The following is a 20,867-nucleotide window of genomic DNA, read 5'->3' as shown; positions in this document are numbered from 1 at the left end:
GGTGGGCAGCGGCGTGGCCCGCGGTGGTCTGCCACCGCGGGCCGTACTCAGCTCAGAAGCACTCCTTGCCCTTGGCGTCCTCGCCCACGTTGACCTTGAGTCGGAGGCCAACCAGGTTGAAGGTGGCCGCGGTGGTGTAGCGGGACACCTGCTGCAGGTTGCGGATGCTGACGCGCTCGGAGTTCTGGCCGAACGAACCCTTCTGCGCCGTCGGGTTGAGGTCGGTGGCGTCCCGGCCGATCTGGATGTTGGTGAAGGTCGCGTTGCCGTTCAGCGAGTCCATCGCAATGAGCAGGTCCTTGGCGCGAGCGGGCTCCTTGCCGTCACCGGCGTTGATGGTGAGCACCACAGGCAGGCCGGGCAGGTCGGCGCGGACGGACTGGCAGAGGTTGTACAGCTCGGCGCTGCTGATCTCGGAGAGGGCGATGGGGTGGACCTTGCCGTCCTTGCCCTTCTCGCGGACGATCCCGCCGTACTGCTTGAAGCCGTCGCCCTCCAGGCGATCCGCCGCGATCTTGAACGTCTGCCCGGAGACGGTGATGTCGGACGCGATCGCGCCGCTCGACATGCCGAACAGGATGGCGCCGGCGGCGGCCGTGGCGGGCACCATCATGGCGGCGAACCGACGCCACCGGGTACGACCCTGATTGTCCTGCACCGGTTCCTCCTCGGGGTGGGTGTGCGCGGGGCCGGTCTCGATCCGGAAGGGCCCGCTATTACCGGCGGGTAACGATCGGGCTTGATGGTGCACCCGTTGCGACGCAGCTCACAACCCCCCGATTACCCGGCGGTAACACGAGGTTGGCCAACAGGCAAGCGATCTACACGATGCGTCAGGGACATAAGCCGCATACGAGGATCAGACCCGCAGATGACCTTGTCCGCGCAGCGCAGGGTAGCGGCCCATCGATGGATTACAATCAGGTAACGAATGTAAAGTACGTCGTCCTCTGCTGACCTTTCGGGTCGCCGCTCTCGTCCGAACATCCCAGCGTGCGGGGACCGCGTCGATCCCGATCGACGCCTGGATGGCCTAGGGTTTCGGCGTGAACCTGAACGACGTGCGGCGCGACTGGACCAAGCTGGGCGCCGAAGATCCGCTGTGGGCCGTCCTCGTCCAACCCGGCAAGCGCGGCGGGCGGTGGGACGTCGAGGAATTCCTGGCCACCGGCCGCGCCGACGTCGAGGAAACAGCCGGCTGGCTGGGCCAACTCGGCCTGCCCACCCGGTGGGAGCGGGTGCTGGACTTCGGCTGCGGCGCGGGTCGGCTGTCGCAGGGGCTCGCCCCGCACGCTGACGAGGTCGTCGCCGTCGACATCGCGCCGTCGATGCTGGAGGCAGCCCGGCGGCTGGACCGCAGCGCCGGAAACATCCGCTTCGTCCTCAACGATGCGCCGGACCTGAGCCAGTTTCCCGACGGTCACTTCGACCTGGTCTACAGCGCCCTGGTGCTGCAACACCTGCCGCGGCCGGCCATCGACAGCTACCTGGCCGAGTTTCTCCGGGTCCTGCGACCCGGCGGCATCGCCGTCGTCGGGCTGCCGACCGAACCGGCGCGTACGGCCAAGGGCGTCATCTGGCAGGTCGTGCCATTTCGCCTGATCAGCTGGGCGCAGCGTCGGCTGCTCAACTACCCGGCTCCGATGAGCATGACAGCCGTGCCGCACGCCGACATGGTGCGACTGGTGGCGGCTCACGGAGGAGAGATCGTCGGGCAGCGGCCCGATCTTCCGTACACCGAGGACTGGGTGTGCACCCGGTACGCGGTGCGGCGCGTCTGACCCACCGCCGGGCGGCGCCCGGCGACCCTGAGACATGAGCGGGCCGGCCGATCCTGGGGATCGGCCGGCCCGGCCAGCTCGGTGGGTGGTGGCGTTCGCGTGTTGTTACGACTCGCTGCGCTCCACTGCGTGGCGCCCGCCAGCGGGCGTCGTGGAATCGTCGGCGGGCTCCGCTGACCGCTGCGACGGCAGCTCGGTCGTCGGCTGATCGCCGGACCGTACCGGCGCCCCTGAGGGCCCACGGCGCGTCGCGCGGATGATGATGAACATGCCGAGGAGGACCAGCAGGAGACCGAGGACACCGAGCGCGATCGGCACGGTCCTGGTCAGCAGGTTGATCTGACCGCGGGCATCCTTGGCGGCCTTGGCCTGCTGCTTCTGCGTTTCCTCGTTGAAGATCAAGGTGGCGTCAATGATCTTGACCTTGTCCGTGCCGGTCGCGTCACGCAGCGTCTGGAGTTGCTTCTCCTGACCCTTCACGATCACGCCGCTGTCCGGCTCCACCCACAGGGTGCGGGTGTTGGCGTAGTAGCGGCCAGCGGTGACCGTGGGCTCCGCCGAACCGACCAGGCTGCCCGGGACGTCGATCTCGCTGATCTGGACCGGCTCGGCCGTCATCTCGAACTTGTAGACGGTCAACCCTTGCAGCTTCTCGGTGCCCAGGTACTTGGCGGGGTACGCCTTGCGGGCGGTGTTGTCGAAGTACTGGTAGGTCTTCTTCTCGGTGCCGAACGGGAAGGTGTAGGTCAGGCCCTCGTGCTTGAAGGGCGCACCGTTGATGTCCTCGGCGCAGCAGGCGACCGCCTCCGCGGTTCGCCGGTCGAGGGCAACCCGGTCCGTGCTGACCGTGATCTCCTTGTCGGCGTCGTCGATCACCCGCACACCGACGTTGAAGACCGCCCGGTCGGCGTTGCCGTCGTTGACGTCGCCCCGCACCGCGCGGTGGGCGGTCAGGTTGACGCCACTCCGCTCGGAAAGCGTGCTGAAGTCAAGGACGGTCGCGTTCTGGGCCTCTGAAACCGTTACCGAACTCTGGTCAAGGGGCACCTTGACGAGAGCGGGCGCGACGATCAGCGGCGTCGCCACGGCCCCGACGATCAGGAACGCGCCTGCCGCCACCAAGATGGCACCCGACGTGGGTCGCATGTAACTCCTCCCCTTGTAAAGACTCGACTAGTCGGCTGACAGTACATGACGACGCCGATTTCGGATATGGTCCCGACGCAACCTTCGGGGCGTACCGACTCCGACACCAAGCAGCCACCTGGCTGCGGGGATCAAATGGATGTTGAGGGAACTGTGAGCCGACCTGTCAGACCGCACTCGATCAGCGCACAGGCGAGCCATTCCGCGCCGAGCACTGGCCGTTCGGATGGCTGGCTGCCCTCTTTGGAAGGGCTCCGAGCCTTGGCGGTACTCGGCGTTGTCGTCCACCATGTCTCCTTTCTCAGCGGCCTCACAAACTCGTTCGAGCCGCTAGCAGGTCCGCTGGCCAGGCTGGATGTCGGGGTCGCGATCTTCTTTGCGTTGTCCGGTTTCCTCCTCTACCGACCGTTCGCGCTGGCCACAATTCACGGGCACGCCCAACCGCCCATTCGCAGATACCTCTGGCATCGCGCGCTGCGCATTATGCCCGGGTACTGGGCGATGGCTGCCGTCGCACTCGTATGGCTCAACATCGATTACATGAAGTCGGTCTGGGATTGGGCGATACCCCTTCTGCTGGCACAGATTTATCAGCCATTGCGACTGCCGGTCGGCATGGAGCAGACCTGGAGCCTGGCTACGGAGGCGACTTTTTACCTGGCGCTGCCGGCGATAGCGGTGCTCGGCCACCGAATTGGTGGTCGCACCCCGCTCGTCCGAGCCCGACGCCAACTGGCAATTGGTGCCTTACTCGTCCTTGCCGGCCTTACCTGGAACGCGTACGCGCATGGTCCCGACTCGCCACTACCGGGACTCGCGGTGCTCTGGCTGCCCGCCTTTCTGGACTGGTTCGGCCTCGGAATCATGCTGGCCGTGCTCGCCTCGTGGCCCTCCCGCACGACCTCGCCCCCGTTCCTCACGGACCTCGCTGGAGGCGAGCCCGGGCGCGGTAACGAGGACCTGTGGTCCGCTACGCCGCGCGGTCTGCGCGTCGTCACGTTCGCCCCCGGAACGTCGTGGCTCATCGCCGGCGCGCTGCTGTGGATCGCCAGTACGCCGATCGCCGGCCCGCGCGGGGTCGAAGGCGCCACGCCCGTCGAGTCCGTCACCGAGCACCTGCTGTTCCTGGCCATCACCTGGTGCGTGATCGCCCCGCTCGTGGGCCCGGGCTCGGGCGGGGTCCCGCGTGCGCTCCTCGGCCACCGGGCGGTCCTGTTTCTCGGCCGAATCTCCTACGGCATCTTCCTCTGGCACCTCCTCGCCCTCGAGGCATGCTTCCGCCTGCTCGGATTCACCCGGATGAGCAGCTCGTTCTGGGTTCTGCTCGTGCTCACGATGGCCCTCACCATCCCGGTCGCGACGGCCAGCTACTACCTCATCGAGCGGCCCTCTCGGCGACTGCGGCGAATCTGGCAGCGACGGGCCGACCGCCCCGGACTCGACGTCGGAGCCGACTCCCTGGTCCAGACGCCGGCGCCAGGGCCGCGGGCCACGTCGCCCGTTCCCGCCGGACCGCCGACCCTCGCAGCGCTTCTCGTACCGTCCACGGACACGCCGGAACCGCAGTATCAGGGCGGCGATCGCAACGAGGAGCAGCCCCGTCGGGAGCACGACCAGTAGATCGGCAAGCCGTTCCGAACCGACCCTCGGCAGCCACCACCGTTGAGTCCCGTAGACCGCGAGGCCCAGGGTGGCGGGTATCCAGATCCATCCGGGGCTGGGCATCCGACGACGGTGCAGCACCAGGACAACGGCGGCGCAGCCGAGCCCGACCAGACCGCCCAGCAGCGCCGGCACACCCACCGCGAGCAGCGGCGCGCTCGGCATCGACGCAGGCACGACGGGGTACGCCGGCCGGTGACGTCGCGCGGGGATCAGCGCCGCGACGACCAACAACAGCAGCAGACCCCCGGCGATACGCAGAACGAGGGCGTACTGCTCCCCGGGCGTGAAGACCAGATCGACGCGGCCGGCAGCCCCGGCCGGCACGAACCATGCCTGCTTCCACCCGTCCAGTCGCGTCGGCACGAGCGCCGCTCCGTCGAGGGTCGCCCGCCAGCCGGGGTTGGCGTTCTCCGGGACGACGAGGTAACTGCCCGCGCCCGTCCCGACCTCGACCGACCGGTGCTGGTCGTCCCAGCCGAGGACCGTCACTGCCCGACGGGGCGGCTCGACGCCCGCTGCCGCGGCGGGCAACTCGGCCGGGTCACCGGTCAGGATCACGCTGTCGACGATGAACCGGTCGGGTGGTGCGGAGACCTCGTTCGGGCCAGCCCGCAGCGAGACGCGCTCCGCGCCTGCCTTCGGGGTGGCCTTGGCCCGGCTCGCCGGCTCGTTGTCGAGGACACAGGCGCGGTATCGCAGTGGCCGCAGGTCCCGTAGGTCCCGCAGCGTGCCGGAGGCCGTCGTCGGCACCGATGCCCCGTTGACCACGATCGTCGGGCCCGCGCCACACGGCAACGTCACATTACGGTCGACTCCGCGAGGCTGGTTGGCCTCGGGCACGCCTTGCACATCCACGCCGCTGAGGCCGACCGGGAGCGGCTGCGGCTCGAACAGGGCCGTCGACCGGCTGACCCTCGGCACCGTCGAGGTCACGGCCACGGCGATACCTCGGGTACTCAGGGCCGGGAAGCGGGCCACACCGTCCAGGTCCACCGCCACCTCCCGAATACCGTCGTCGCCGGAGATCCGGACCGTCCTGGGCGGTGCCGCGACGAGGGTCTCCGGGAACCGCAGGCGTACCCAGCTCACCTTCCGCACCTTGGCCCAGCGCACCTTCACGGTCGGCTGCGGGTCGCTCGGATCCGCCCACCACGCCGTGCCGTCGTCCCCGTCGCCAAGCGACCTGGATGAGGCGACCGGGTCCGCGAACCACGAACTCGACGTGGTGTACGTCGCGCCGCCGGTCATCTCGTCGTACACAGCGAGCGCTGTCGCGGGCGTCGCGCGGGCCAGCCCGGTGAGGTCGTTGGTGGAGGCCACCGGCTGGTCGAAGCGCCGGGGCGCCAGCCCTGTCTCCTCGCCCTGACGGATGAGGCTGGGCGCGCACAGGTAGTGGTCACCGGTGCTGGCGCAGGCCGGCCGGTCCACGGCCTTGCGGGCCAGCGCGACAACCTCGGGCGCTCTGGTGGCATCGGGCGACGCGGGCAGTTGCAGATACCGCTGCGGGCTCACCCCGGCGACGCTCACCTCCCGGATGCCGGCCCGCCGACCAGGCACATCGACGCCCGCGACACCGTCGATAGTCACCCGGAGCCAGGTGGTACGCCCCGACGGCAGCGACAGTCGCAATGGCGCCTGCCAGCTGTCGACCACCGAGTGGACGTACGAACCACCTTCGGTGCTGACCTCGACCCGGGTGACAGGTGCGCCGACAACCTCGTCACCAACGACCTGCAACTCGACCGATCCGGCCTGGACCTTGTCCTGGAACCGGATCTCCACCCACTGGCCCACTGGTTTGCGTGCGCCGTCGGACAACCACGACGTGCCGTTGTCGCCGTCGATGGCCGAAAACGGAGTGGCGGACGGGTCGCGCAACCCGGCCGGCCCGGCGACGTCGGCCGCGCTGGAGGACGCCCTGACGCTTGTCACCCCTGTGTATCCCGACGAGGTGACCGACGACTTCCACGCGGGGTCGATGATGTCGTTTTCCAGGCGCGCGAGTTGCGGCTGCTCCTGCGGTGTCAGCGTCCGTGAGGTGTTGCCACGGACGAGGCCGAAATCGACCTCCCGCTTGCGCAGGCTGTCGGCGAGCACCACGCCCGCGTCGGTGGCCTGCGGGGCGTCACCGTCAAGGATCACCGGCCGGTTGCCGAGCACACCGGCGTCGCTGAGGTCCAGCAGCGTCTCGGGTGCCCCGACCAGGTTGAGCGGCTGCGCCGCGTCCGCGAGCGTGGCCCGAGGGGTCGGCCGGTCCACCTCGTAGATCTCCACAGCCGGATACGGCTTGTGCAGCCCGTAGTCCCACGCCCCGCCGAAGTCTGGCGGCGCACCGGTTTCAGGGCCGAACGCGGCCACCCTGAACAGCCCGGGAGCACTCTCCAGCGTTCGGTGCACAAGAACCGGCCAGGCGATGCCACCGACCGGCTGTCGAAGATCATTGCGGACGAGCAGGTACCGCACGCCGAGCCGACTGAGCACGTCGGCCAGCCCTGGCGAGGCGGTGCCGGAGGCGAGCCGCTCGTCGATCGCGGAGAGCAGCCGGGCGTTGCCCGCCGACCCGGTCGGCACCAGCGACCGCACCGCCCACGGCGAGTCCAGCAGGGGCTGGACCGGTTCGTCCAACGGGCGTCCCCAGTTGTACTCGGCAAAGTTGGAGCCGGGTACGAGCAGCGTGGTGCCCTCGGCGGCGTTGCGGTCAAGCCATTGGGTCGCCTGCCGCCAGTGGTCGGGCACCGCCCAGAAACCACCGCCCGCCGCGAGCCCCGCGCTTCCCGCACCGCCGGTGACCGCGACGAGCGCGACGGCGGTGACCCCCAACGCGACCCGTCGGGGTGCCATGTTTGTAGGACGCGTGAACCGGCGGATGACGGCGATCCGCCCGACGGTGTCCAGCATGTGCGCGGTGGCCAGGGCCAGCGCCAGGCGAATGACGACGTCGAACTTGTGCAGGTTGCGCAGCGCGGCGAGCGGGCCATCGAGGACCTCGCGTACGACCGGGGCGAAGGCGGCGCCTCCGTTGGACAGGTTTCCCGCGGTAAGGGTCAGCAGCCCGACCAGGGCCCCGACGAGCAGGAACCTCCGCTCCGGCAGATCCCGACGGGCCAGCCCGGCCAGGCCGATGCAGGCGATCAGGCCGGTGAGCACCACCATCCACTGCGTCGTGATCAGCGCCCACCCCGAGCGCCACCAGGGCACCCCGTCGACGGCGAGGTAACCCACCCAGTGGGTGGCGCCCCGCACGGCTGACGGGAGCGACGTCACGCTCGTCGTGACCGCGGCGCTCTCGGTGTACGGCAGGAACGGGAACCCGTACTGCTGGAGGAGCAGCAGCGGTACCAACCACCAGAAGGTGGCCGCGACCATCGCCACCGTCCACCAGGCCAGCAGGCGGATCCGTCGCCAGCCGGGTGCGCGGGTCACGATATAGAGAAACGCCGGCAGTACGGAGCACGCGGCGGCCGCACCGTTTGCTCCACCCATGCAGACCACAGCGAGCCCGCTGAGCGCGGCCGCCCGCCGCAGCGAGCCACCCGCAGCTCCCTTGACCAGTGGCAGCAGCACCCACGGGGCGACGCAGTAGGGCAGCAGTTCCAGCGATACGGTGCCGACCAGGGAGAGAGCCCGGGGCGACAGCGCGAACACCGCGCCGGCCACGAGCCGCGACGCCGGGCCGCCGAGGTCGAGAGCGCGCGCCAGGCGCACCACGCCGGTGAGGGCCACGCAGAGCAGGGCTGCCATCCAGAGCCGCTGGACGAGCCAGGCCGGCAGGCCGACCGCCTCGCCGAGCAGGAAGAACGGCCCCATCGGGAAGAAGTAGCCGACGGCCTGGTTCTGGAGGGTGCCGAACTGCCAGTCCGCGGTCCACAGGTTGACCGCCCGGGCGAGGAAGCCGCCAGGGTCCAGGGCCATGTCAATCTTGGTGTCGGGCACGATCAGCCCGGGTTCCTGGGTGACGCAGAGGCCGATCAGCGCGAGGCAGACCAGCAGCTCACGCAGACGCCACACCGCCAGGGACACCGTGGCGGTCGGTATTCCGGGGGCGCGGCGAGCGGTCGACCAGGCGGTCAACACTGTCGTACCGGAACTCCGGTGAGCAGTTCGTCCCCGCTGGCGTCCCGCTCGCTGATGTCTTTGGCCTCGACGCCCGCCCCGAGCAGCAACTGCCGGACGGCGGCCGGGTCCGCACCCGGCACCAGGATCCACAGGCCGCGTTCGTCGACCGCGACGTGTCGGGTGTGCGGGAGGAGAGGAGCGACCCGGGCGAGGAGGTCCTCCGGCTCGTCGGTCCGGACCACGAGAGCCGCGTTTCCCGCCGCCCACGGCACCGCACGCGGCTCAAGCAGATCCCCGAGGATCGCCCGGACCCGCCGGCCGGTGTCGGACCAGCGGAATGCGTCGCTCCACTGTCGACACTCGGTGGCCATCCGGGCCGCCTCGGCCGGCACCGCGAGGGAGTCCAACGCGCTGTCGAGACCTGCGGCCAGCCCGTGTGCGGGGTTGTCACCCTCGCTGACCAGCCAGCCGGTACGGCCCGGCCGGACGGCGTCGCGGAGCCCGTCCACGTCGAAGGCGAGCGTGGGCAGTCCGGCGGCGGCGGCCTCCACCACGACGAGACCCCAGCCCTCACCCCAGGAGGCGGAAACGTGCAGCCAGGCGGCTGCCAACAGCGCGTCCCGCTCGGCGGTGGGCAGGTGCCCGTGCACCGTGACGGTGTCGGACAGCCCACGCTCGTCGACCTGCCGGCGGATCGTCGCCACGTCCGGCCCACCACCGACGATGTCCAAGCGCAGATCGGGCCGTTTCGCCCGGAGCTGGTCGACGGCGTCAAGCACCAGGTCCACCCGCTTGTGCCGGGTCACCCGGCCGACGCAGACGACGCGGGGACGGGTGTCGCGGGCCCGACCTCCGGCTGCCGGCGGCGACGCGTCAGCACCGTTGGGCACCACCACCACCGGGCCGGCCCAGCGAAGCCGGTCCCGGACGGCCACGGCGGTCGACGGTGAGACCGCGAGGGTCACCGCACGGCGATAGACCCGTCGGGCGACAGGTCCCTCCAACCACGCCCCGAACCGACCCACGACCGGGCCGAAGTACAGCCGGAACTGACGGTCGTGCACATGATGGATCACGCACACCACCGGCACGTCCGCCGGCAGGACCCCCGGGCTGAAGAACGGGATGCCGTTCTGACAGTCGACGACCACGTCGAACTGACGCCGGCGTCGCGCCAACCAGGCCAGCACCCGGGGGTAGATGGTCCACCGGCCACCGACCCGCACGATCCGGATGCCGTCCCGAATCTCATCGCCGAGCTGGCCGGCCGGGCGTGCGGTGACGAAGGTGACCTGCGCACCGGCTGTCACCAGGTCGCGGGCGACCTGCCAGGCGTAGACCTCGGCGCCCCCGGCGTCCGGATGCCAGGGGTCCTTCCAGTTGAGCACCGCGATCCGGCGGCCCGCGACCGTGTTGTCGGTGCTGGGAGCCGCGGCAGTCCGGGATGGCCCGACACTCACGGCCGCAATCCAACGGCGGCGGCGCCACCGGTGACGTCCGGGCTGACCGGAAGGGTGACGACCGGCATCGGCATCGGCGGGGCGACGTCGACGCCCCGGAGCCGCCACTGGATCTTCGCGACGTCCACGAAGCTCTGCCATCCGTGGCTGACCGGCGAGAAGCGTGAGCCGGGCACGTCCACCCAGTGCACGGGGACCTCCACGAGCCGGGCACCGGCCCGCTGGGCGCGGCCCAGCACCTCGACGTCGAAGGCGAACCCACCGCACCGAAGTGGTGCGAACGCCCGCCGAGCGACATCGTTGCGGAAGAACTTGAACCCGCACTGCGTCTCACTGACGCCGTGCACCACCTGCCGGACGGCACCTCGGAACGCCACTGCGCCCCACCGTCGGAGCAGGCTGTGCCGCTCCTGGACGACCGACTCGGGGTGAGCCCGCGACCCGACCACCGCGTCGGCGCCCTCGGTCAGGAGACTCAGCACCTGCCCGAGAGCGTCCGGCGCAGTGGCCAGATCGGCGTCACAGAACCCGACGAAGCGCGCGTCACTCGCCAGCACACCGGTCCGCACCGCGAAGCCCTTGCCCGGCTCACCGCACCAGAGCAACCGGACGGGGACCGGGCCGGACGGTGCGCCCAGCACCACGTCACCTGTGCCGTCGGTGCTGGCGTTGTCCACCACGGTGACCCGGCAGGGAACACCGAGGTCGGCCAGCGCCGCCCGGAGCAGGACCAAGGTGTCGGGCAGCCGGAGTGCCTCATTGAACGCGGGAATCACGACGTCGAGTACGACCACATCTGACGACACGTCAGGAGGAGAGACCTCCATGGAGGGCCGTCAACGCTCGCCGTACACGATGATGGGCTGCTCCACGTTCGCAGGCTTGCTGTTGGTGTTGACGATGGTGGACGTCCCGATCGAGACGGCCAGGATTCCGAGCACGGCACCCACCGCCGCGGCGACAACCGCGGTCAGGAGGGGGTTGAAGGATGCCTTCATCGATGATCCCTTCGGAAAAGGTACCGAAGAGTAACATGCGTCACGCCCGTTGGGGCCGGTGCAAAAGGGTGATCAACAAGGTGGCCCCGAGTACCGAATAGCCCAAGAGTGGAACTATCCCGACACGTCCGGTCGACTCGACGAAATCGGCACCAGGCAGGCGTAACAGGGTCAACGCTCCGTCCCGCCGCACCACCTCGGCGTTCGCGAAGCGGGCTTCGACCTGGGCACCGTCGGGTTGATCGGTTTGAATGAGTACGTACCGCACACCGAGCCGACGGAGGGCCGGCCCGGGATCGCCGGGCGCTGCCAACGCCGCCGCCACCCGATCGGCCTCACGGCTCTCCCCTCGAATCCGGTCCCGCCCGACCAACACGTCCTGGTCCCCGATCACCGGCCGCTGGAACGCACGCGACGCCGGATCGAGCACGGGCACGTTGCCCGCCCACCGATAAGCCCGGAACGAGGACCAGGGCAACGAGACGAGGCTGCCTCCAGCCGGATCGCCGTTCACGTCGGCGCGCACCGCCGACCACTCCTTCGGATACCGGACCGTGTCGAGCTGACCACCGAGACCCCACGCCAGACCGGGCAGGAGCACCAGCGGAGCGACCACCACCAGCGGCGCCCACGCCCGGGCACCCGCCGTCGCCAGCGACTCCGCCAGCATCCCGAGCCCCACCGCCTGCACCAACGCCAGCGGGGCGAGCAACCGGGTGCCGTCCCGGACCGCGCCGGCGAGGGGAACGTGCTCGACCAGCGCGACCATCCCCTGCAAACCGGCAGGCCAGGCCGGTGCCACGGCGATCACGGTGCCCAGCACCGCGCCGACGAGCAGGCCCCACCAGGCCGCCGACGGCCAACGACGACGGGTCAGCACGTACCCCCAGAGGGCCGCGCCGGCGAGGGCCAGCGCGAGCAGCGCGACCAGCCACTGGTCCCGACCGGGAGGTACGGCATGCCGACTCCAGATGCCGCCGAGCGTGCCGACGCTGCCGAGCGCCCCCAGCGGCGTGTCCGGGCGGACGGCGAAGGCGGCGACGCCCCGCTCGTCGAGACCGACGGCGCCACCACGGTTCACCAGCGCCAGCCACCACGGTGCGGTCAGGCCCACCAGTGTCGCCGCGCCCGCGACCACCGCCCGCCATGGCCGCGCCAGGGCCAGCGCCGGAGCGCAGGCGAGCACCGCCGCCAACACCATCGCCGGACCGCCCAGCACCACAGTGAGCCCACCGGCCACGGCGGAGCGCCGCCGCGGACCGAAGCCGTCCGGCGGCGGGCGCAGCACTCCGAGCACCCAGGAGAACGCCCACGGCAACGCGGCGTAGCCCGCGATGACCGCCCACTGGCCGAGGTGCAGTCGCCCGTACACCCAGGGGTTCCAGACGTATGCGAGCCCGGCGGCGATCCGCGCCACCGGGTGGCTCACGGGAGCCAGTCGGGCGGCACCCACCGCCGCCAGGGCGAGGCAGCCCCCGAGAAGCAGCTTCTCAGCCACGTCAGCGGGGACCAGCTGGGCCAAGCCGACCGCGAGCAGTTCGCTGGGCACCGCACGGGGCAGCTCGGACCCGCTGCCCCAGACCATCGCGCCGAAGGGCGGGTCGGGCACGAACACCAGGTCGTACCGGAGGACGAAACCGCGGCGGAGCACCGGACCGAGAATCGCGATGACCACGCCGAACCCGAGCGCCATCTCCGGCCACCACCGACGGAGTACGACGGCAGCCCGCAGCAGCACCGGGCGTAACTCCGGTGACGGTCGACGCACACGAACCCCCATGGACCTGGACCGGACTCGGGCCCGACATCGCTCCCGGGACTCCGGACAGCACTCTAGGCAGAGGGAAGCGCGGACGGTAGCTTGCCAGACAACTCGACGAGCTGCCGCGACGACGCGAGGCTCGGGACGAACCCGTTCCCCCGGCGAACCGACATGAGGCGCGATGACAGAGACGACGGCTGGTCCTGGCGCGGGCCGCATGGGAGCGGCGGGCGCGGCGGTGGCGGTCGCCGCGATGGTGACGAACGGACTTGCCTACCTGCTCCCGATGCTCGGCGCCCGGCGCCTGGCGGTCGAGGAGTTGAGTGTGCTGGCCACCGTGCTGGCCCTCGTCGCGATAGCCGGCGTCGCAGGTGTGGGCCTGCAGATGGCGATCGCCGTGCACCGGGCCCGGCACCCGGGCGCATCGACCAGCCGGGTCTCCCTCGTCACCACGGCCGTCGCCGGTGGTGCCGTCGTCGTGGCCACGCCGCTGATGATTACCGCGCTGCGGCTGTCGTGGACGGTCGCGGTGCTCGTCGCCGCCACCACCGTCGCGGTCGTCCTGGCCGCCCGATGGCTCGGCGAGTTGCAGGGTGACCAGCGCTTCCTCCGCCTCGCGTGGGCGATGGGGCTGGTCGCGGTCGGCAGGTACGGCGGCATGATCGTCGCGCTCGTCCTCGGCGCCGATGTCGTCGACACCCTCGTGGCCGGCATGGTGACCTCGTACCTGGTGCTGCCCGTGTTGGCGTGGGTCGCCCGACCGGTACGGCAGGCCACCTCGGACGGGGACAGCGCCGTGGGCGCCCTGCGCATCCGGCAGGTGACGAGTGCAGGCACGGCCGCGCTTGCCATGCTCGCCGTGTCGTACGCCGACCTGATCTTCGCCCGCCAACTGCTGTCGCCTGCCGACTCCGGGGCGTACGCCGTCGGAACCGTGCTCACCAAGGGTGCGCTGTGGGCACCTCAGGTGATCGTGGTGCTGGCACTGCCCCGCTTGGCCGTGGGAGACAACCGGGTCCGCACTGTCGTGCTCGCGATCGTCGCCGGCTGCGGTGCCGTGCTCGTCGCCGCCTCGGCCCTGGCCGGCGGCTTCGCGTTCCGGCTCGTGGGCGGCGAGGACTACGCGTCCCTGGGTGAGTACGCCCCGTTCTTCGCCGCCACCGGTGCGCTCTACGCGCTGGTGTTCGCGGCCGTCAACGCGAAGATCGCGGCGGGAGCACGCTGGCCCTCCGCGCCGCTCTGGGTGGCCGCGGGTGTCCTGGCCTTCCTGACCATGGCCGTCGCGCCACGCACGCTCGAGGGAATCATGTGGTGTGCGCTCGCCACCGCCGCGGCGACCGCGCTCGTGATGATCCTCAGCCTGCCGTCAGCCACTGACCGAGCATCTGGTGATCGATCGAGTCCACCCGACCGAGCTGACGACCTGCCGCGACCCGCTCCCGCAGTTCCGCCCGTGTGAACCAGCGCGCCTCCAGCAGCTCCACGCCGTCGACGCGCACCTCCTCGGACGTGGCGGTGGCCCGGAAGCCCACCATCAGGCCTGCGGAGAACGGCCAGCCCTGCGAGCCCTGGTAGGTCACGTCGGTGACTGTCACGCCCGCCTCCTCGGCCATCTCCCGGCGGACCGCGTCCTCCAGGCTCTCGCCGACCTCGACGAAACCGGCCAACGTCGAGTACGACCCTTCGGGCGCGCCCGCGTGCCAGGCCAACAGGCAACGGTCCGGCGGGCCGGGCGCCTCCACCAGCACGATGACCGCCGGCTCGATACGGGGAAACAGCAGCCGACCGCAGCCTGCGCCGCCGCAGGTCCGGACGTGTCCGCCGCCACCGGCGACAGCCAGCGCACCGCACGCGCCGCAGTACCGCGACTGTCGGTGCCAGTGCAGCAGCCCTCGGGCGTACGCCTGGACGGCCGCCTCGGCCGGGTCTAGCCGCCCCACCAGGGCCCGGACGTCGACGGCCCGTGCCGCACCGACCATCTCGACGGCCGACCGCTCGTTGAGCGCGGAGAGGTCCACTGCGAACACGGCGGCGTCTCCGTCGAGCCCCAGGAAGACGGTCTCGTCGGCGGCGGCCCGGACGAGGGACGTACGGTCCGCGGTGAGCCGGACCGGGCCGTCCCCGTCGACGAGACAGCGGTCGCGCCACAGCGGCAGCACCACCGTGGTCGGCTCGGTCAGCAGCGCTTCCAGTCGGGCCGGATCGGCGCGCAGCGGGCCTGCCCGGTCCAACCAGCCACCGCCGTACGCCAGAACCCGCTCCGCAGCGTCCACCCCATCACCGTGCCACGGCGGCGAAGGGACGCCCCCACCAACCCCGGCTCCCGCACCCACCCCGCTGTCCACCGGCCCGGGTTCCGCGACACGCGGGGCGACACGCGGCGGCGACGCGGGTGGTCGCAGCCGGCAACGACGACTGATCATTGGCTACCGTAGGTGTTCTCCGGGAGGGAGGACCTTCCGCGGCACCTGGCGATCGAGGTTGTAGTGACGCTGTACGGCGAAAAACGTCCATCCGCCGACGACCGGCCCACAGTGCAGGTCACCGCGGTCACCTGGCCGGACGACGGGTCGGAGTCGGTCACACCGCCTGCCCCTGCTGCTGAGCAGCCGGTGGACGCTGGGCGCCGACCCCGGCGGGCACGGATGCTGCTCGCGGCCGGCGTCACCGGTGGCGTGCTCGCGGCAGTGGCGGGCGCCGGCGCCTGGGCATACGCCGGGGACGTACCGCGGGGCACAAGCGTGCTCGGCACCGAGCTGGGCGGACGGAGCCTCACCGCCGCGGACCGGGAGCTGCGGGCCGAGTTGGACCGGCGTGCGGCGGCCCTCGCCGCGCCGCTGAAGGTCACCGTCGGCGAGCGCACCGCCGAGATCAATCCTGCCGACGTGGGGTTGACAGTCGACGTCGCGGCGACAGTGGCGGCGGCGGCCGAAGCCGACGCGCACCCGGTCAGCCGCCTGGTCGGCTCCCGCACCGTCGACCCGGTGGTCACCGTCGACACCGACCGGTTGGACGCCGCACTCCGTAAGGTGCTCGGCGACCAGGCTCGCCCCATGACCAAGCCGGCCATCACCTATCAGGGCACCACGCCGAAGGTGGTGCAGCCGAAGCCGGGGCTGGCGTTCGACCCGGAGCGTTCCGCCGACGCCGTCCGCGCTGGCTGGCTGGCCGGCACCCCGGTCACCGTGCCGCTCGTGGAGAGCCAGCCCGCGACCACCGCCGAGGAGTTGGACCGGCTGGTCACCGAGCTGGCGAAGCCGGCCGTCGCCGCGCCGGTCACGCTGCGCACCGACAAGGGCTCGGTGAAGGTACCGCCCGCCGCCATCGCGAAGAGCCTACGGTTCACCGCTGACGGTGCCGGCAAACTCACGCCGTCGGTGGACGTGAAGCGACTGCGCGCAGCCCTCGGCGACAGCCTGAACGCGATCGAGGTGCCGCCGAAGGACGCGACGATGACCATCGCCGGCGGAAAACCCAAGGTCACCGAAGGCCGAGCCGGCCAGCAACTGGACAGCGCAGCCCTGGGCCGCGACCTGCTGGCCGTGCTGCCGAAGACCGACGGGCGCGAGGTGACCGGCGAGGTGAAGGAGACACCGCCGGAGCTGACCGCGGAGAAGCTCGCCGGCCTCGGCATCAAGGAGCGGGTGTCCACGTTCACCACCCGGTTCACCGGTGGCCTGGCCTCTGCGCGCAGCCAGAACATCGTCACCATCGCCAAGAAGGTGGACGGCACTGTGGTGCTTCCCGGGAAGACGTTCTCGCTGAACGGGCACACCGGGGAACGCGGCTACAAACAGGGCTACCGGGACGCGCCGGTGATCCTCGACGGCAAGCTCGTGCCGGGCGTGGGCGGCGGCACCTCGCAGTTCACCACCACGCTGTTCAACGCCACCTACTACGCCGGGTTGGAGGACGTCGAGCACAAGCCGCACTCGTACTGGTTCGACAGATACCCGGCGGTCATCGAGTCGACAATCTTCTGGCCGAACCTGGACTTCAAGTTCCGCAACAACACCGAGCACGGCGTGCTCATCGACACGTCGTACACGTCGAACTCGATCACCGTGTCGATCTGGAGCACGAAGATCTACGACAGCGTGAAGACGGAGTACGGGCCGCGGCGGAACATCACCGCACCGAAGCTGATCCATCTGGAACCCGGCCCGACGTGCATCGCGACGAACGGCATCAACGGCTTCACCCAGGACGCCTTCCGGGTCATCAAGAAGGACGGCAAGGTCGTCAAGCGGGAGAAGTTCACCTGGCGCTACGACGCCGAGCCCCGCTACGTCTGCGGGCCGAAGCCCTCCTGAGTCAGCTGTCCCGGGCGGTGCCCGCTCCCACAGTGGAGCGGGCGCCGCTTCCGTATTCGAGGTTCGTAGCATGGTCGGCATGGCGGCCAGACAGCTCAAGGTGGGCCTGCGGGTCCGCGACCTCGACAGATCGTTCGACCTCTACCGACAGATCGGCTTCCGGCACCTTCCTCAGCCGCAGCAGGCAAACCTGCGCTACCTGACCTTCGGTCACACCTGGCTGATCCTGTCGCACGTCGACAAGCACGGCTATCACAACGCCGAACGCGAGAGCCAGACCAGATCAGGGCCGCCTGGACTCGGCTTCGTGCTCGTCGTACCAGCCGCCGACCTCGATGCGACGTACGCGCTGTGGAGGCGCGAAGGTCTGCCGGTGACGCTCGAACCGGAGGACGTCGGGTGGGCGCGTATCTTCTACGGCCTGGACCCCGACGGCTACGAGGTCATGTTCGAGGAGTTCCCCGCATAGCGGCAGGCTCGCGGCCTGGCCACTGCATTCTTCGTTGTGGAGAAACACGTCAGGGCCACCCCATTACTGGGGTGGCCCTGACGGAAAGATTGTCCGGCGGTGTCCTACTCTCCCACACCCTCACGAGTGCAGTACCATCGGCGCTGGAGGGCTTAGCTTCCGGGTTCGGAATGTAACCGGGCGTTTCCCCTCCGCCATGACCGCCGTAACTCTATAGACATATCAAACAACACCACACAACCGGGGCTTGTTCGTTTGTCTAGAGTTGCACAGTGGACGCGTAGCAGCTTAGTAGTCAAGTCCTCGGCCTATTAGTACCGGTCAACTGAACCCGTTACCGGGCTTACATTTCCGGCCTATCAACCCAGTCGTCTAGCTGGGGGCCTTACCCCACCAAAGGTGGGTGGGATACCTCATCTTGAAGCAGGCTTCCCGCTTAGATGCTTTCAGCGGTTATCCCTTCCGAACGTAGCTAACCAGCCGTGCCCCTGGCGGGACAACTGGCACACCAGAGGTTCGTCCGTCCCGGTCCTCTCGTACTAGGGACAGCCCTTCTCAAGTATCCTACGCGCACGGCGGATAGGGACCGAACTGTCTCACGACGTTCTAAACCCAGCTCGCGTACCGCTTTAATGGGCGAACAGCCCAACCCTTGGGACCTGCTACAGCCCCAGGATGCGACGAGCCGACATCGAGGTGCCAAACCATCCCGTCGATATGGACTCTTGGGGAAGATCAGCCTGTTATCCCCGGGGTACCTTTTATCCGTTGAGCGACACCGCTTCCACTCGCAAGTGCCGGATCACTAGTCCCGACTTTCGTCCCTGCTCGACCTGTCAGTCTCACAGTCAAGCTCCCTTGTGTACTTGCACTCAACACCTGATTGCCAACCAGGCTGAGGGAACCTTTGGGCGCCTCCGTTACCTTTTAGGAGGCAACCGCCCCAGTTAAACTACCCACCAGACACTGTCCCTGAACCGGATAACGGTCCGAAGTTAGATACCCAAATCAACCAGAGTGGTATTTCAAGATTGCCTCCACCCATACTGGCGTATGGACTTCACCGGCTCCCACCTATCCTACACAAGCTAATTCGAGTACCAATGTCAAGCTATAGTAAAGGTCCCGGGGTCTTTCCGTCCTGCCGCGCGTAACGAGCATCTTTACTCGTACTGCAATTTCGCCGGGCCTGTGGTTGAGACAGTGGGGAAGTCGTTACGCCATTCGTGCAGGTCGGAACTTACCCGACAAGGAATTTCGCTACCTTAGGATGGTTATAGTTACCACCGCCGTTTACTGGCGCTTAAGTTCTCCGCTTCGCCCCGAAGAGCTAACAGGTCCCCTTAACGTTCCAGCACCGGGCAGGCGTCAGTCCATATACATCGAATTACTTCTTCGCATGGACCTGTGTTTTTAGTAAACAGTCGCTTCCCCCTGCTCTCTGCGGCCATACAACGCTCCACCCGCGCGGGGCTTCACGTCTCCGGCCCCCCTTCTCCCTAAGTTACGGGGGCAATTTGCCGAGTTCCTTAACCACAGTTCGCCCGATCGCCTCGGTATTCTCTACCTGACCACCTGTGTCGGTTTGGGGTACGGGCCGCTAAGAACTCGCTAGAGGCTTTTCTCGGCAGCATAGGATCACTGACTTCACCTGAATCGGCTCGGCATCACGTCTCAGCCTTAAAGTGTCGCGGATTTGCCTACGACACGGCCTACACGCTTACCCCGGCACAACCACCGGCCGGGCTCAGCTACCTTCCTGCGTCACCCCATCGCTTGACTACTACCCGCCAGGTTCCCACGCTCCCCACCATCCGTCCGAAGACATCAGGCAGCTCGGGTGGTTAGCACAACGAGGTTCATCAGGGACGCTCTTTCGCGGGTACGGGAATATCAACCCGTTGTCCATCGACTACGCCTCTCGGCCTCGCCTTAGGTCCCGACTCACCCAGGGCGGATTAGCCTGGCCCTGGAACCCTTGGTCATCCGGCGGAAGGGTTTCTCACCCTTCTTTCGCTACTCATGCCTGCATTCTCACTCGTGCCGCGTCCACAACTGGGTCACCCCGCTGCTTCACTCGCGGCACGACGCTCCCCTACCCATCCACACACCTGCACAAGGAATCAAGTCCAAGCGAGGTTAAAATGTGAATGCCACAGCTTCGGCGGTGTGCTTGAGCCCCGCTACATTGTCGGCGCGGAACCACTTGACCAGTGAGCTATTACGCACTCTTTAAAGGGTGGCTGCTTCTAAGCCAACCTCCTGGTTGTCTATGCGACCCCACATCCTTTTCCACTTAGCACACGCTTAGGGGCCTTAGCTGGTGATCTGGGCTGTTTCCCTCTCGACTACGAAGCTTATCCCCCGCAGTCTCACTGCCGCGCTCTCACTTACCGGCATTCGGAGTTTGGCTGATTTCGGTAAGCTTGTGGGCCCCCTAGACCATCCAGTGCTCTACCTCCGGCAAGAAACACGCGACGCTGCACCTAAATGCATTTCGGGGAGAACCAGCTATCACGGAGTTTGATTGGCCTTTCACCCCTAACCACAGGTCATCCCCCAACTTTTCAACGTTGGTGGGTTCGGCCCTCCACGCGGTCTTACCCGCGCTTCAGCCTGCCCATGGCTAGATCACTCCGCTTCGGGTCTAGGACACGCGACTGAATCGCCCTATTCAGACTCGCTTTCGCTACGGCTCCCCCACACGGGTTAACCTCGCCACATGCCACTAACTCGCAGGCTCATTCTTCAAAAGGCACGCCGTCACCCCGCAAGGCTCCGACGGATTGTAGGCGAACGGTTTCAGGTACTATTTCACTCCCCTCCCGGGGTACTTTTCACCATTCCCTCACGGTACTCGTCCGCTATCGGTCACCAGGAAGTATTTAGGCTTACCAGGTGGTCCTGGCAGATTCACGGCAGATTTCAGGGGTCCGCCGCTACTCGGGAACACCCACAGAAGGTCAGCAACTTTCACCTACCGGACTTTCACCGTCTACGGTCAGCCATTCCAGACTGTTCGACTAGCCACTGACTTTGTAACTTCTCGAACAAGTGTCAGCTTGTTCAGCAGGGTCCCACAACCCCGACCACGCAACCCCTGACAGGTATCACACGCAGCCGGTTTAGCCTCGATCCGCTTTCGCTCGCCACTACTCACGGAATCACTAAATTGTTTTCTCTTCCTACGGGTACTGAGATGTTTCACTTCCCCGCG

12 protein-coding genes, 2 rRNA genes and 1 pseudogene (1 of these 15 running past the window's edge) are annotated in these 20,867 nt (G+C 68.4%); 5 read left to right on the top strand and 10 right to left on the bottom strand.

The annotated features are described in order from the left end of the window. Positions 1-52 precede the first annotated feature (52 nt). Entirely contained in the window at positions 53-613 is a 561-nt protein-coding gene (locus F4558_RS27820) for a DUF6230 family protein (protein ID WP_167947705.1), read from the bottom strand. A 433-nt stretch (positions 614-1,046) separates the two neighbouring features. On the opposite strand from F4558_RS27820, the gene F4558_RS27815 reads away from it, so the two are divergent. Beyond that, positions 1,047-1,781, top strand: coding sequence for a class I SAM-dependent methyltransferase (locus F4558_RS27815; protein WP_053654924.1), 735 nt, complete (start codon positions 1,047-1,049; stop codon positions 1,779-1,781). A gap of 105 nt (positions 1,782-1,886) precedes the next feature. On the opposite strand, the gene pgfA is transcribed toward F4558_RS27815, so the two are convergent. Next, positions 1,887-2,927 carry a cell envelope lipid trafficking protein PgfA gene (pgfA, locus tag F4558_RS27810; RefSeq protein WP_167946664.1) on the bottom strand — a complete coding sequence of 347 codons (1,041 nt, stop codon included), beginning with the start codon at positions 2,925-2,927 and terminating at the stop codon, positions 1,887-1,889. A gap of 45 nt (positions 2,928-2,972) precedes the next feature. Here pgfA and F4558_RS32400 point away from each other — a divergent pair, with 45 nt between their 5' ends. Beyond that, entirely contained in the window at positions 2,973-4,547 is a 1,575-nt protein-coding gene (locus F4558_RS32400; protein WP_376767602.1) for an acyltransferase family protein, read from the top strand. A gap of 894 nt (positions 4,548-5,441) precedes the next feature. Here the strand turns inward: F4558_RS32400 and F4558_RS32425 are convergent. The 5 genes and pseudogenes from F4558_RS32425 to F4558_RS27785 form a co-directional block, all read right to left on the bottom strand. Next, a pseudogene (locus F4558_RS32425) lies at positions 5,442-8,600 on the bottom strand (DUF3367 domain-containing protein); the annotation flags it as partial. 59 nt (positions 8,601-8,659) lie between these two features. Next, positions 8,660-10,108: a glycosyltransferase family 4 protein gene (locus F4558_RS27800; protein WP_082377416.1), complete on the bottom strand. Its 1,449-nt coding sequence runs from the start codon at positions 10,106-10,108 to the stop codon at positions 8,660-8,662. After that, complete coding sequence (locus F4558_RS27795) at positions 10,105-10,914, bottom strand: glycosyltransferase (protein ID WP_209273422.1); 810 nt, start codon at positions 10,912-10,914, stop codon at positions 10,105-10,107. The genes F4558_RS27800 and F4558_RS27795 overlap by 4 nt, the downstream gene beginning before the upstream one ends. Positions 10,915-10,944: 30 nt before the next feature. Continuing rightward, entirely contained in the window at positions 10,945-11,106 is a 162-nt protein-coding gene (locus F4558_RS27790) for a hypothetical protein (RefSeq protein WP_157552422.1), read from the bottom strand. A gap of 40 nt (positions 11,107-11,146) precedes the next feature. After that, positions 11,147-12,886 (bottom strand): MmpA family trehalose lipid delivery protein, encoded by a 1,740-nt coding sequence (locus F4558_RS27785; protein ID WP_167946658.1) that lies wholly within the window; start codon positions 12,884-12,886, stop codon positions 11,147-11,149. A 163-nt stretch (positions 12,887-13,049) separates the two neighbouring features. On the opposite strand from F4558_RS27785, the gene F4558_RS27780 reads away from it, so the two are divergent. Continuing rightward, the gene (locus F4558_RS27780) at positions 13,050-14,327 is read left to right on the top strand and encodes a polysaccharide biosynthesis protein (RefSeq protein ID WP_053654933.1); all 1,278 of its coding nucleotides are present in this window, start codon (positions 13,050-13,052) and stop codon (positions 14,325-14,327) included. Here F4558_RS27780 and nudC read toward each other — a convergent pair. Beyond that, positions 14,224-15,141: an NAD(+) diphosphatase gene (gene nudC, locus F4558_RS27775; protein WP_053654935.1), complete on the bottom strand. Its 918-nt coding sequence runs from the start codon at positions 15,139-15,141 to the stop codon at positions 14,224-14,226. The two genes, F4558_RS27780 and nudC, sit on opposite strands and share 104 nt — an antisense overlap. Positions 15,142-15,354: 213 nt before the next feature. Between nudC and F4558_RS27770 the strand changes: the two genes are divergently transcribed. Then, entirely contained in the window at positions 15,355-17,181 is a 1,827-nt protein-coding gene (locus F4558_RS27770; RefSeq protein ID WP_167946654.1) for a VanW family protein, read from the top strand. A gap of 79 nt (positions 17,182-17,260) precedes the next feature. Then, a complete protein-coding gene (locus tag F4558_RS27765) occupies positions 17,261-17,650 on the top strand; it encodes a VOC family protein (protein WP_167946652.1) in 390 nt (129 codons plus the stop codon). 91 nt (positions 17,651-17,741) lie between these two features. On the opposite strand, the gene rrf is transcribed toward F4558_RS27765, so the two are convergent. After that, a 5S ribosomal RNA gene (gene rrf, locus F4558_RS27760) occupies positions 17,742-17,858 on the bottom strand. A gap of 83 nt (positions 17,859-17,941) precedes the next feature. Next, positions 17,942-20,867, bottom strand: a 23S ribosomal RNA gene (locus F4558_RS27755); it runs 185 nt beyond the window's last position.

Origin of the sequence: Micromonospora profundi, assembly GCF_011927785.1 — a bacterium.
GTDB classification, from domain to species: domain Bacteria; phylum Actinomycetota; class Actinomycetes; order Mycobacteriales; family Micromonosporaceae; genus Micromonospora; species Micromonospora profundi.
The sequence above is the reverse complement of the archived record's forward strand: the minus strand, read 5'-3'. Positions and strand labels throughout refer to the sequence as shown.

What these genes read in the sequence shown, in the direction of transcription:
- F4558_RS27790 (WP_157552422.1), bottom strand. Translation starts at nt 11,106, where the DNA reads ATGAAGGCATCCTTCAACCCCCTCCTGACCGCGGTTGTCGCCGCGGCG.
- pgfA (WP_167946664.1), bottom strand. Translation starts at nt 2,927, where the DNA reads ATGCGACCCACGTCGGGTGCCATCTTGGTGGCGGCAGGCGCGTTCCTG.
- F4558_RS27820 (WP_167947705.1), bottom strand. Translation starts at nt 613, where the DNA reads ATGATGGTGCCCGCCACGGCCGCCGCCGGCGCCATCCTGTTCGGCATG.
- F4558_RS27780 (WP_053654933.1), top strand. Translation starts at nt 13,050, where the DNA reads ATGACAGAGACGACGGCTGGTCCTGGCGCGGGCCGCATGGGAGCGGCG.
- F4558_RS32400 (WP_376767602.1), top strand. Translation starts at nt 2,973, where the DNA reads ATGACGACGCCGATTTCGGATATGGTCCCGACGCAACCTTCGGGGCGT.
- F4558_RS27765 (WP_167946652.1), top strand. Translation starts at nt 17,261, where the DNA reads ATGGCGGCCAGACAGCTCAAGGTGGGCCTGCGGGTCCGCGACCTCGAC.
- F4558_RS27785 (WP_167946658.1), bottom strand. Translation starts at nt 12,886, where the DNA reads ATGGGGGTTCGTGTGCGTCGACCGTCACCGGAGTTACGCCCGGTGCTG.